At 31.0% G+C, this 12,623-nt stretch carries 14 protein-coding genes; all 14 read right to left on the reverse strand.

Features of this window, described 5'->3' with window-relative positions; all coding sequences use genetic code 11:
• Positions 1-4: 4 nt before the first annotated feature.
• The gene (mreC, locus tag KGF36_RS05690) at positions 5-898 is read right to left on the reverse strand and encodes a rod shape-determining protein MreC (protein ID WP_227827071.1); all 894 of its coding nucleotides are present in this window, start codon (positions 896-898) and stop codon (positions 5-7) included.
• Positions 899-907: 9 nt separating this feature from the next.
• On the reverse strand, positions 908-1,969 hold the full coding sequence (locus tag KGF36_RS05695) for a rod shape-determining protein (RefSeq protein WP_285891643.1): 1,062 nt from the start codon (positions 1,967-1,969) through the stop codon (positions 908-910).
• A gap of 70 nt (positions 1,970-2,039) precedes the next feature.
• On the reverse strand, positions 2,040-2,699 hold the full coding sequence (gene radC, locus KGF36_RS05700) for a RadC family protein (protein WP_227827470.1): 660 nt from the start codon (positions 2,697-2,699) through the stop codon (positions 2,040-2,042).
• 44 nt (positions 2,700-2,743) lie between these two features.
• The gene (locus KGF36_RS05705; protein ID WP_227827070.1) at positions 2,744-3,328 is read right to left on the reverse strand and encodes a Maf family protein; all 585 of its coding nucleotides are present in this window, start codon (positions 3,326-3,328) and stop codon (positions 2,744-2,746) included.
• Positions 3,329-3,547: 219 nt separating this feature from the next.
• The gene (locus tag KGF36_RS05710) at positions 3,548-4,519 is read right to left on the reverse strand and encodes an RnfABCDGE type electron transport complex subunit B (RefSeq protein WP_227827469.1); all 972 of its coding nucleotides are present in this window, start codon (positions 4,517-4,519) and stop codon (positions 3,548-3,550) included.
• A gap of 15 nt (positions 4,520-4,534) precedes the next feature.
• Positions 4,535-5,110 carry an electron transport complex subunit RsxA gene (gene rsxA / locus KGF36_RS05715; protein ID WP_054269663.1) on the reverse strand — a complete coding sequence of 192 codons (576 nt, stop codon included), beginning with the start codon at positions 5,108-5,110 and terminating at the stop codon, positions 4,535-4,537.
• A gap of 14 nt (positions 5,111-5,124) precedes the next feature.
• The gene (rsxE, locus tag KGF36_RS05720) at positions 5,125-5,718 is read right to left on the reverse strand and encodes an electron transport complex subunit RsxE (RefSeq protein ID WP_227827069.1); all 594 of its coding nucleotides are present in this window, start codon (positions 5,716-5,718) and stop codon (positions 5,125-5,127) included.
• A 12-nt stretch (positions 5,719-5,730) separates the two neighbouring features.
• Positions 5,731-6,300 carry an RnfABCDGE type electron transport complex subunit G gene (locus KGF36_RS05725; RefSeq protein WP_227434072.1) on the reverse strand — a complete coding sequence of 190 codons (570 nt, stop codon included), beginning with the start codon at positions 6,298-6,300 and terminating at the stop codon, positions 5,731-5,733.
• Complete coding sequence (locus KGF36_RS05730) at positions 6,300-7,277, reverse strand: RnfABCDGE type electron transport complex subunit D (protein ID WP_227827068.1); 978 nt, start codon at positions 7,275-7,277, stop codon at positions 6,300-6,302. Before KGF36_RS05730 ends, KGF36_RS05725 begins: the two co-directional genes overlap by 1 nt.
• 22 nt (positions 7,278-7,299) lie before the next feature.
• Positions 7,300-8,637 (reverse strand): electron transport complex subunit RsxC, encoded by a 1,338-nt coding sequence (gene rsxC / locus KGF36_RS05735; protein ID WP_227827067.1) that lies wholly within the window; start codon positions 8,635-8,637, stop codon positions 7,300-7,302.
• 215 nt (positions 8,638-8,852) lie between these two features.
• A complete protein-coding gene (locus KGF36_RS05740; RefSeq protein WP_227827066.1) occupies positions 8,853-9,797 on the reverse strand; it encodes a hypothetical protein in 945 nt (314 codons plus the stop codon).
• 109 nt (positions 9,798-9,906) lie between these two features.
• Complete coding sequence (locus tag KGF36_RS05745; RefSeq protein ID WP_227827065.1) at positions 9,907-11,190, reverse strand: C40 family peptidase; 1,284 nt, start codon at positions 11,188-11,190, stop codon at positions 9,907-9,909.
• Between the two features lie 131 nt (positions 11,191-11,321).
• On the reverse strand, positions 11,322-11,693 hold the full coding sequence (locus tag KGF36_RS05750) for a VOC family protein (RefSeq protein WP_227827064.1): 372 nt from the start codon (positions 11,691-11,693) through the stop codon (positions 11,322-11,324).
• A 233-nt stretch (positions 11,694-11,926) separates the two neighbouring features.
• On the reverse strand, positions 11,927-12,526 hold the full coding sequence (locus tag KGF36_RS05755; protein ID WP_227827063.1) for a hypothetical protein: 600 nt from the start codon (positions 12,524-12,526) through the stop codon (positions 11,927-11,929).
• Between the last annotated feature and the right edge of the window lie 97 nt (positions 12,527-12,623).

Here is a 12,623-nt window from a genome sequence, read left to right on the forward strand (position 1 = left end):
CCCTTTATCCTATATTTCTTGGTTCTATGACTACAACGTCATCTATATTCTTAAAATCAACATAAGGTTTTACAACTACATATTTTAGTGATTTATCTTTATCATCAATTACCTTTTCAACCTCACCAATTGGTATGCCTTCTGGGAAAAATCCAAGACCAGATGTTGTTACTATATCTCCTTGAATTACATTATATGATGAATCAAACATATAACCTTGTAAGTAGCCTTTACTATTATAACTATCCTTATTGTCTAAAGTAGTATTTTGAGTAATCGCGCCTTTAGCACTAGCATTTTTTGCTAATTTAAAACTTACAGATGATTTAGAATCTAATAGTGAAATTGCCTTACTATAATCGTTAGAAACTTCATAAACTATACCAACTAGACCACTGCCATTCATAACTATACTTTCTTTTTTTACACCTGAATTTTTTCCCGCACCTATTATAAAACTCTCATACCAATTTCCATCATTTTTACCTACAACACTTGTAGAGATACTTGTTGCTTTATATTTTTCCTCTACAAAGTTAAGTGTCTTCTTTAATTCTTCTAATGATTCTGTCTTATCTAATTTGGTATTCAAGGCTATAACATCTTTTTTAAGTTTTTCATTTTCTGATTCTAATTTTTTTACCTTCTCAGAGTTATCTCTATAATTTAAGATATCTTTAAAACCATTTTTTATAAATGAAAATCCATCATTTACTCCTTTTCCTACACTTGTAATAGCATCTGATGCTATTCCTAAATTTACTGGGCTTCCATTTGAAAACTTACCAATTGATATACCCACAATTCCAATTAAAGTGATAGCAACTACGCCCGTTGCTATCACTTTAACATTAATCCTTTTTTTCTCATTTTTATTCTTGTCAAATCTCAAGGCCATCACCAACTTCTAATTTTTAGCATTCATCATTAATACTTTTTCAAAAATTTCTTGGTCTTCAACAGATTTTCCTGTTCCAAGTGCAACACAATCAAGAGGAGCTTCTGCTATTTGAACAGACATTCCTGTCTCTTGTGTAATAAGTTTATCAAGGCCTCTAAGCATAGCTCCCCCTCCTGTTAGCATTATTCCGTTTTCCATTATGTCTGATGCTAATTCTGGTGGAGTTTTTTCTAATGTAGATTTTATAGCATCTACTATTGAACTCACAGGCTCTTTTAATGCTTCTCTAACTTCTGTAGAACATATTTCTATTGTTTTAGGTAATCCTGATATTAAATCTCTACCTCTTATTTGCATATTTATTTCTTCATCATCTTTAAATGTAGATCCTATGCTAATCTTAACATTTTCAGCAGTTCTTTCACCTATCATAAGATTATATTCTTTTTTTACATAGGCAACTATAGACTCATCAAATTCGTCTCCACCAATTCTTATAGATTTAGCAGTAACAATTCCTCCTAGAGATATTACAGCTATTTCTGAAGTACCTCCACCGATATCAACTACCATATTACCTTCTGGTTCTTCAACCTTTAATCCAGCTCCTATAGCCGCTGCCATTGGTTCTTCTATAAGGAACGCATCTTTAGCACCAGCTTGTCTTGCAGCTTCTTCTATAGCTCTCTTTTCAACTTCTGTAACTCCAAAAGGAACACATATAGCTATTCTTGGACTTACAACACCTTTTTTGTCAGCTGCTTTTTGTATAAAGTAACTAATCATTGATTGAGTTATATCAAAGTCAGCTATTACTCCATCTTTCATTGGTCTTATAGCCACTATATTTCCTGGTGTTCTACCTATCATTTTTTTAGCTTCTTCACCTACTGCTAAAACTTCTTTACTGTCATCTCTTATTGCAACAACTGAGGGTTCTCTAACAACAATACCTTGTCCTTTTATGTAAACTAATGTATTTGCAGTCCCTAAATCTATTCCCATATCCTTTGTCATCTTGTTAAAACTAAAAAAACCTCTTTTTTCTTTCTTTTTTTCCTTAGCCATGATTTTACTCCTTCCTACTAATTAAGAATCATGTTTAAAACATTCTCCTACTATTTTATCACATATAAAGTCAAATTATCATATTTTCTTTAAAGCTAAAGTATAATCCATCTCCAATTATTATATGGTCAATTATTTCAATCCCAATTATTTCTCCACATTTAATAAGTCTGGATGTAATATTTTTATCTTCCTTTGATGGTTCTACACTTCCTGAGGGGTGATTATGCATCACTATTATTTTACTTGCACTTCTCTTTATAGCTTCTTTAAAAACTTCTCTAGGATGGACTAATGATGAGTTTAAAGTCCCTACAGATACATCTACATCAGATATTATCTCATTTTTTGTATTTAAAAGAACTGCCTTAAAAACCTCTTTTTTCAAATACCTCAGACTATTCATATAATATTTATGTATATCCCAAGGATTTTTTATTTTATACTTCATAGGTTTAAAACTAGCTACTCTAAAGCCTAGTTCTAAAGCTGCTTTAATTTGGGCTGATTTTGACAATCCAATTCCATCTATATTACACAGCTCCTCTATTGTCATTTCTTCTAAATGTCTAATACCCTGAATATCTCTATTTATTATATAGTTAGCTAACTCGATGGCGTTTTTATGTTTGTTACCAGTTCTTAAAAGTATAGCCAACAATTCAGCATTTGATAAGCTTTTTACTCCTTCAGCAAGCATCTTTTCTCTGGGTCTTTCCTCTAGTGCCATTTCTTTTACCTTAATGGTTGAATTAAATGACTTTTTCAGATAAATCACACTCCATAAAAAAGATTTATATTAAAATGTTCCTTTAGCAAGTCACCTAACCTTGAAATTGGAAGTCCAACTATATTAAAATAATCTCCTCTAATTTCTTCAACTAGCAAGGCTCCATATCCTTGTATTCCATAAGCTCCTGCTTTGTCAAATGACTCTTTAGTTTTCAGATAATCCTCAATATCTTTTTCTGATAACGTTTTAAATTTTACATCGCTGATTACATAGTCAATTATTTTTTTATCTCTGCACAAGTTTATTAAGCTAATACCTGTTATGACTTGATGCTCTCTTCCAGATAGTCTCCTTAGCATGTCTCTTGCACAAGACTCATCTTTAGGCTTTCCTAAAATAGCATTATCTAAAACAACAACAGTATCAGCTCCAATAACAACATCTTCCTTATGTTTAGATGCTACAGACATACTTTTTTCAAAAGCTAATCTCATAACTAAATGTTTTGGTGCTTCACCTTCCAATATAATCTCATCAATTTCACTTTTAATTATATCAAATCTTACATTTGTATTCTCTAGAATTTCTTTCCTTCTTGGAGAGGCTGATGCCAAGATTATATTCATTTATTCACCTCATTTGTACGTAATTTGTACCTATTTAGTCTATCACTATATTGTAAAAAATTCAACAGAAATGTCGAACCTTTTTTGTTACACTATTGTTATATTTATTACCAATAAAATAAATATACATAAAATAGAGGTATGGAAATTATTCCATACCTCTGTTTTATGTACTCATTAGAGATATGGAAATTATTCCATATCTTTATTTTGTCCATATTACAAAATTTTAATAGCTTTCTTTGGACATTTTTCCATACATAAATGGCATCCTACACATTTGTCTGCATCTACCTTATGTTTTTCTTTTAATTCACCTTCTATTGCATCAAACTTACATTGTTTTTTGCACACTGTACATCCTACACAAAGTTCTTGGTCAATAGTAACTTTCTTTCTCTTAGCTATATCACCTGAAATTACTTTTGTAGGGCATTTTTCTACACATTGCATACAACCTACACACTTGCTAGGGTCTATTTTAGCTATTTTGTTTTCAAATATTATTGCATCAAATTGACAAGCTTTTACACACATTCCGCAACCAATACATCCAGCAGTACATTTTTCTTTAACAGCTTTACCAAATTCTTTGCTATTACATTCTACAACTATTGATTGGCTTTCTGGTTTTGTAATTATTATACCCTTAGGGCATGCTTCTTTACATTTTCCACAGTTAACACATTTTTCTTCATCTATTACTGCTACTCCATCAACTATAGAAATAGCATCAAATTTACAAACAGTCTTACATGTTCCAAGACCTAAACATCCAAACTTACACATTTTAGCTCCTGAATTTAAAACATTTGCTGCTCTACAATCAGATATTCCTTCATACACGTATTTATCTTTTGCGCTTGAACAAGTTCCTTTACAAATAACTTTTGCTACTTGTTTTTCACCTGCTTCAGCACTTACTCCCATTATTTCTCCAACTTTTACACCAACATCTGCTCCACCTACAGGACAACCATTAACTGGTGCTTTTCCTTCAACTATTGCACTTGCAAGACCTCCACATCCTGGAAATCCACAACCACCACAGTTAGCACCTGGAAGTACTCCTAGTATAGCTTCCACTCTTTCGTCTACTTCTACAGCAAACTTTTTAGAAGCAAAATCTAATACTATCCCGAAGATTAAGCCCATAATTCCTAAAACTACTACAGCCGTAAGTATCACTATTTTCACCCCTCTTTTTTATAGCTTTATAAGTCCTGTAAATCCTAAGAAAGCTATTGACATTAAACTTGCTGATATAAGTGTTATAGGGAAACCTTTAAACGCTTCTGGTATATCAGCTAATTCTAGTCTTTCTCTTATACCTGCGAATATTACTATTGCTAAAGTAAATCCTGCTCCTGCTCCAAATCCGTTTATTATTGTTTCTACTAAGTTATAACTTTTTTGAACATTAACTAGAGCTATACCAAGAACTGCACAGTTTGTAGTTATAAGAGGTAAGTAAACTCCTAATGCTTGATATAAAGATGGACTCATCTTTTGAATTACCATTTCAACGAACTGAACTATAGAAGCTATAACTAAAATAAAAGCTATTGTTTGTAAAAATTCAGTTCCAGTCTTTACTAATAAAATTTGTATAAAATAAGTTATAATTGAAGCTAGAGTTAGAACGAATGTAACTGCAACTCCCATCCCTACTGCTGTATCAACTTTCTTAGAAACTCCTAAGAAAGGACATATACCCAAGAACTGAGATGTTATAACGTTATTAACAAGAACGATACTTAAAAATAAAAGTATTAAATTCATTTATTACACCTCCACTACGCTTTTTTACTTCTTAATTTATTAAATCCTGCAAATAAGAATCCTAATGTTAAGAATGCACCTGGTGGTAATATAAATATTAATACTGGTTGGAAAGATGCTCCAAATAAAGTCATTCCAAATAAACTACCATTTCCAAGTAATTCTCTAACTGCACCTATTATTGTAAGTGCAACAGTAAATCCAAGACCTTGACCTACACCATCAACAATTGAAGCTAGTGGACCAGTTTTAAAAGCAAAACTTTCTGCACGAGCTAGTATTAAACAGTTAACAACTATTAATGGTATATATATACCAAGAGCCTTATCAAGAGCAGGAACATATGCTTTTAAAACCATTCCTACTATTGTAACAAATGTAGCTATAATTACTACAAATATAGGTATTCTTATCTTATCTGGTGTAATTTTTCTTATTAAAGATATAACTAGATTTGCACATATTAAAACTGCTGCTGTTGAAAGACCCATACCAATTCCATTTATTGCTGAAGTTGTAACGGCTAGTGTTGGACACATACCTATAACTTGCACAAATGTTGGGTTCTCATCTATTAGCCCATTTTTAAATACTTTAGCTAAATTCATAATTAACCCTCCTTATTTATTAAGAGCACTATTGAAAACATCTATTGCAGCATTTACTCCTGTAGTAACTGCTGTAGATGTAATAGTTGCACCTGATATTGCTAATATTTGATTCTCTGCTGTTGTGCTTCCTTTTGCTACTTCAAGAGGTTCAGCAGTTTTTCCTTTGTATTGACCTTTAAATGCATCATCCTTAGCTTTTGCTCCAAGTCCTGCTGTTTCTGACATATTACCAATATCAACGCCTGTAACTTGGCCATCAGCTGATATACCTACCATAACTTCAATTTCTCCACCATATCCACTTGGTTTAGCTTTTAAAGTATATCCTACTACCTCAGAACCATCTAACCCTTCATATACCTCAGCTATAAGGCCATCTCCAAGGTCTTTATAAGTACTTTCCTTCATTTCCTTAAACTCTTTTGCTTCTGGAAGTACTGCTTTTCTAAGTTCATTGTTTGCTTGTATGTTTCTTTGTTCTATTACTGGAGCTGTAACTTGATTTGTAGCTCCAAGTGCTAATGAGGCTATTGCACTTATAGCAAGTAAAGTTCCACCTAGTCTTACCATACTATTCATTATTTAGCCACCTCCCCAAACACTCTGTTTCTAACAAACTTATCTATAAGTGGTGCAAGACAGTTTACTAGTAGTATTGAGTAAGATACACCTTCTGGATATCCACCATACATTCTTATAACAGTTGTTATAAGACCTGCTAATACAGCATATATGATTTGACCTTTTTTAGTCATAGGCGAAGTTGTATAATCCGTAAGCATGAAGAATCCACCTAACATAAGTCCTCCAGCAAACAGTTGATATATTGCAAAATTTATATTAAATCCACCTAAAAGGAATGTTAATATAAATACAGTTGCTATGTAAAATACTGGGATAACATAATTTATTATGCCTTTATACATTAGGTATACTCCACCTAATAATAATAATATTGCTGATGTTTCACCTATACATCCACCAATATTACCAATCATCATATCAGCAAGGCTGATTCCATTACTAGAAAGGTCAGCTAATCCTGCTGCTCCATTTTTCAAAAAACTTAATGGTGTTGCTGTAGTAACTGCATCTAAATTTTTACCTATCCAATTAACACCTGGTTGAGTCCAAGCAGTCATTGCTACTGGAAATGATGCTAATAAAAATGCTCTTGCAGCAAGTGCTGGATTGACAAAGTTACATCCAATTCCACCAAATACCATTTTAACTACTAATATTGCAAATATTCCTCCTACTAGACACATCCACCAAGGAAGTGATGCTGGTACGTTAAATGCTAATAATAATCCTGTTACAACAGCTGAAAAATCTCCTATAGTACTTTTATGCTTCATAAATTTTTGATATAAAAATTCAGTACCTACTGTACCAAGTATACAAAAAAACATAGCACTCAATGCATTAAGTCTAAAGAAGTATACTCCTGCTACTGCTGCTGGAAGGAGTGCTATAATAACTTGTTTCATTATATATGAAGTATCTTCATTACTTCTCACATGAGGAGAAGATGATACTATCAACTTATTTTCCATCGTTTTTCCCCCTTAACTTTCTTTATTTCTGAGCAGCTTGCTTTCTTCTCTTTGCTCCTATTTCTCTTTTTGCTGATCTTATAGATTGAAGTAATGGTCTTCTTGCTGGACAAATAAATGAACAAGACCCACATTCTATACAATCCATAGCTCTATGATATTCAGCTGTGTCATAATCTTCCTTCAAAGAATATGCACTTATGAAAAGTGGTTGTAAGAATGATGGACATACATCTGTACATCTTCCACATCTTAAACAATTTTGAACATCTGGTGTACGTGATTCTTCTTCATCTAAACATAAAATTCCTGAAGAACCTTTATTAGTTGCTATTTCAATAGTATATTGAGTCATACCCATCATAGGTCCACCCATTATAACTTTACCAACTTTTTTACCTTCTTTAAAACCACCACATTGGTCTATTATTTCTGAAACTAATGTACCAACTTTTGTTATTAGGTTTTTAGGTTCTTTGATACAACTACCTGTTATTGTAGTAATTCTTTCTACCAAAGGCATACCTGTTTTAATAGATTTAGCTATTTGAGCTGCTGTGGCAACGTTGTCAACAACTGCACCTGCTGCTATTGGCAATCCGCCTGATGGAACTTCCTTACCTGTACACGCATAAATAAGTTGTTTTTCTGCTCCTTGTGGATATTTCACTTGAAGGCCAACAACTTCGATTTCACTATAATCTTTAGCTACATTTTGAATTGCTTCTATAGCATCTGGTTTATTTGTTTCAATTCCTATAAATCCTTTTTTAACATCTAATACTTTCATTAATGCTCTTAAACCAAATACAACATCTTCTGGGTTTTCCACCATTAATCTGTGGTCTGCAGTTAAATATGGCTCACATTCTGCCCCATTTAATATAACTACTTCTGCTTTACTATCTGGTGGAGGAGATACTTTTACATGGTTAGGGAATGTAGCTCCACCCATACCTACTATTCCTGCCTCTTTTATGATACCTACTATGTCTTCTTTGCTCAAATCCTCTAACTGACCTTTTGGTTGAACACTTTCATGTAATTCTTCCTTGAAGTCATTTTCTATAACTACACATTGAGCTGAACCACCTGGTACTTCATGTTGTTCAATAGCAATAACTTTACCTGATACTGAAGAATGAACGTTACATGAAACGAAACCTTGCTGTTCACCTATTTTCTGCCCAAACTTTACTTCATCACCAACTTCAACAATAGGTTTAGCTGGTGCCCCTATATGTTGTTGAAGAGGAATGTAAACTATCTTTGGAGCTTGAGCTTTTTCAAGTGCCTTTGTGTTAGAGTACTCTTTTCTATATGGAGGATGTATCCCTCCCTTAAAAGTTAAGAGTTTCATTGTTTTACCCCCTTATCTATAAAAAAACATTTTTTCTGCCTTCTATAAGTATACTATATATATTAAAAAATCTTAACAATTGTTAAAAAAATATCCCTATTTTTATAATTTATTTTATAAATCAATGCCTCTTTATTAAGTTAAAACGAGGAAAAGGATTGTCTTATTAAACAATCCTTTTCCTATAGCTTTCTAAAGTCTAAATTTTCTGTATTTTATTTTATAGAATTTATAAACAAAGAATACTCTTGCATAGATGATAAAAGTAGACTTTTACTTACACTATATTTTTCTTCATTTGCTGCTTTTGAGGCAGTATCAATTTTTTCGTTTATGTTGTTTACATAACCAATTAAATTATCTTTAAATAAACGCATTTCAGAATAATCAATCTTTTCCGCTTCTTTTGATATATTTTGTGATATTGCCTTTCTATTTGTCAAAATAGTATTATATTTTTCCATATCTACATTATTTTCATCATTCGACCAAAAACTTGATTCTTCTTTAAAGTTTGTTATTAATTTATTTAACTCTTTTGATATACTATCTATATAAGCATAATTACTTGTATATTCTAAAGATAGCATAGGTGCATCTAAATGAGATAAAAACGCATCTGGAAATACTTTTCTTATAGAACTCATATGTTTTCTAACTTCATTTTCATCAAAAGAAGAGTATGTTTGTATTTTTTTTACTCCATCTTTCTCCATAACTGAAAAAGGTATATCGCTACTAACTAATGATGTTTGTATTTTTTTCAAATCATCATCATTATCTATTGCAGCAACTTGGATAGTATATATATCCCATCCTTCAATAGTAGCTAATTTTACTTTTTCTGGTTCCTTAGTATTATTTACTGCTTTTTCTGAACTATTATTTTGATTATCCTTTGAATTGGTTTGCGATTTAGATTTTTTTCCATTTTTTATGGCATTTAATTCATCAGATATATCTTTATAAGTTATATCTGATGAACTATTTAGAAATGGTATTTTAGCTGATATATACTCTAACATCTTGCTATCTTTTATTTTTGTATAAGAATAATAGCCAATTAAACATAAACAAGCAATAGTTATTATATACTTACGCACATCTATCTTATGTCTATTATTATTAAATCCTCTGTATATCGTCTTTCTTCTATTCATTAGTTTGTCCCCTCCCAAAATTATATTATTAATAAAGTATATTTTTAAGAGTCTCAATTTATGAATAGAAAACTTATTTATTTTAATTTTTTAATAAAAATTATATCTACTAAGCAAATCTTCTTGCTCCAAGTAATGCTTTAGACCAATATGAAGTAGTCAAATTGTCCACTTTAACCTTATTAGGATTAGTTTGAGTTCCACTACAATGTATAAACTTACTATTGCCTACATATATACCGACATGGTTCGTTGCTCCATCTCCATCAGTATCAAAGTAAACTAAATCTCCTGGTGCATAGTTACCCATAGAAACTGCACTTCCAAATTGAGCTTGCTCTCTAGAAACTCTTGGGATAGAAAGTCCAACTGAGTGTTTAAAAACATACTGTGTAAATCCAGAACAATCAAACTTATCTGGACCTGATGCCCCCCATTGATATGGTATTCCAATAAGGGTATATGCAAAGTCTACTACTTTTGAACCATTCACAGTCGATTTATCTGAATTTCCAATAGATGAAGAGTTTGAATTACTATTAGATTGGGAATTACTATTAGACGATGAGCTAGAGTTTTCTTTTAATCCTTCATTAGTCTCAGAAATATAACTAGAACTTACCCATCCAGTTGTCCCATTTGATAATTTCACTTTATACCATCCATTATTTTTAGCTTTTAGCTCAACAACATCTCCACCACTTAATTTTCCTATTACAGAATAGCTTGTCCCAGGGCCGCTTCTTACATTTAAACTTACAGTAGATGTTACTTTCCCCTTCTTGCCTTCAAGCGATACTTCACTAGATTGATTTTTATCAGTGTCGTTATTATTGTTATTAGTATTACTTGAATTAGAATTATTCGTTCCAACATCTTCTGATGTTTTTGAGATATACTGACTACTAGCCCATCCAGTAACTCCATTTGATAGTTTTATTTTATACCATCCATTACTTTGTTCTAATAGCTTTACTACATCTCCATTATTTGCTTTACCAACTAATGAATAGTTTGTACCTGCACCACTTCTTATATTTAATCTAGAACTGACATTTACTTTTCCATTTCCACTAATAGATGTTCCACTTGATGTTGAATTATTTTGGTTTGAAGTGCTTCCAGATGAACCACTTGTCGATATGTATTTTGCACTTCCCCAGCCAACAACAGAACTTGATACTCTTACTTTATACCATCCATTAGATTTTTCTAAAATTTCTACAGTTTTTCCCTTGTATAACTTTGCTACTTTGTCACAATCAGCACTTGGCCCGCTTCTTATATTTAAAGCACTAGCTGTCACAACTCCCTTTTCAAGAGCACTTGCATGTATAGAACTAACAGATACTGCTACTGCTCCAATCCCTAAAGCCGTTATAGCTTTCTTCACTACTATCACTCCCCCCAACATATTTTTATAATCATAAAGTCATACCACTATTATCCATTTTTAAGAACTATATTTTAATGATAACTTATTCTATTATTAATTGTAAAGAAATTATAATTATATTCTTAAAATTAATGATTCTTAGGAAGTATTTCAATCCAATAATTATCTGGGTCCGCTATAAAATAAATTCCCATACTTTCATTTTCAAAACATATACAATCTAAGTCTTTATGAAGTTTTTTTGCCTCATCAAACTCTTCAACTTCTAAAGCCAAATGGAACTCATTATCCCCTAAATTATATGGTCTATCCCAATCTCTAAGCCAAGTTAACTCTAATGTATGGCTAGTAATCCCATCTCCTAAATAAACTAGTATAAAACTTCCATCTTCTGCTTCTTTACGATTTACTTCTTTTAGACCTAAAGCTTTATCATAAAAATTCAAACTTTTTTCTAAGTTAGTAACATTAAAATTGTTATGGCAAAAACTAAACTTCATTTTGAAATCACTCTCCAATTTTTACTTTTTTTATATTATATCATTATTATAACTTTATTTAAATCAAATTAAGTTAAAAATTTGAATAATGCTGTGTAATACCTAAGTAGCATTAAATTATTTAAAAGAATATGTCAAAAAAAGAATAAGTTCTATTAAACACATGAAAAAGTTGTACTCAAGTTATCTTGATTGTGTAAAATAATAGAACTTATTTTTTAAAATTTTTATATTTAATTTTTAATTTTTTCTTTTATAATATAGTTTATTACTTTTTTTCTAATATCTTCAGCACTATAATCTTCCTCTATTTCTATATCTAAAAGTTTTGCTATTGATTTCATATCTTCTCTAGTTTTTGACCTATAGCTTGATATCAATTCATCTTTTATTTTCTCAGGTTCTAAAAGATATTCTTCATCTCCTCTTTTGAAAGTAACGTATTTTTGAGCATATGAATTTCTATTATAGTATATATACCTTGATATTTTTCTTAAAATCTGATTATATGAAAGTCGCTTATTAACATTAAGCTTTAAGTACTCTGAAAAAGCAAATAGCTCTTTTTTTGATTTAAATAATGTTTCTTTTTTGATGGTTCTTGATATCGAAGTTACACTTTCTTGATATGCACACTTTTTTAACATTTTTAAATATACTCTATTAAGACCGATACTTTGATTGAATTTTTTTATATTATTATTAATAACTTTATCCAAATTACCTTCAAAGTATTTTTTTGCTCCTTTTTGTGATACATAACTCTCAAGTTCTTTGTGGGCCATATCAAGTATCATTTTTTTTAAATCTTCTTTATATCCTCTAGACTCCATGATACTCCCTCCCTTAGCTATTTATAGTATATTCAAAAAGTTTAAGAAATGTGAATCTTTCTCGAAATTTTTTACTTTTTATGTATATATTAATTTA

Source organism: Clostridioides sp. ZZV14-6009 (assembly GCF_020658095.1).
Classification (GTDB): Bacteria; Bacillota; Clostridia; order Peptostreptococcales; family Peptostreptococcaceae; genus Clostridioides.

Bases quoted from the DNA above. Each gene is read 5' to 3' on its own strand.
- rsxC (WP_227827067.1), bottom strand. From the start codon at position 8,637: ATGAAACTCTTAACTTTTAAGGGAGGGATACATCCTCCATATAGAAAA.
- KGF36_RS05750 (WP_227827064.1), bottom strand. From the start codon at position 11,693: ATGAAGTTTAGTTTTTGCCATAACAATTTTAATGTTACTAACTTAGAA.
- mreC (WP_227827071.1), bottom strand. From the start codon at position 898: ATGGCCTTGAGATTTGACAAGAATAAAAATGAGAAAAAAAGGATTAAT.
- rsxA (WP_054269663.1), bottom strand. From the start codon at position 5,110: ATGAATTTAATACTTTTATTTTTAAGTATCGTTCTTGTTAATAACGTT.
- radC (WP_227827470.1), bottom strand. From the start codon at position 2,699: ATGGCACTAGAGGAAAGACCCAGAGAAAAGATGCTTGCTGAAGGAGTA.
- rsxE (WP_227827069.1), bottom strand. From the start codon at position 5,718: ATGAATTTAGCTAAAGTATTTAAAAATGGGCTAATAGATGAGAACCCA.
- KGF36_RS05705 (WP_227827070.1), bottom strand. From the start codon at position 3,328: ATGAATATAATCTTGGCATCAGCCTCTCCAAGAAGGAAAGAAATTCTA.
- KGF36_RS05730 (WP_227827068.1), bottom strand. From the start codon at position 7,277: ATGGAAAATAAGTTGATAGTATCATCTTCTCCTCATGTGAGAAGTAAT.
- KGF36_RS05740 (WP_227827066.1), bottom strand. From the start codon at position 9,797: ATGAATAGAAGAAAGACGATATACAGAGGATTTAATAATAATAGACAT.
- KGF36_RS05755 (WP_227827063.1), bottom strand. From the start codon at position 12,526: ATGGAGTCTAGAGGATATAAAGAAGATTTAAAAAAAATGATACTTGAT.
- KGF36_RS05725 (WP_227434072.1), bottom strand. From the start codon at position 6,300: ATGAATAGTATGGTAAGACTAGGTGGAACTTTACTTGCTATAAGTGCA.
- KGF36_RS05695 (WP_285891643.1), bottom strand. From the start codon at position 1,969: ATGGCTAAGGAAAAAAAGAAAGAAAAAAGAGGTTTTTTTAGTTTTAAC.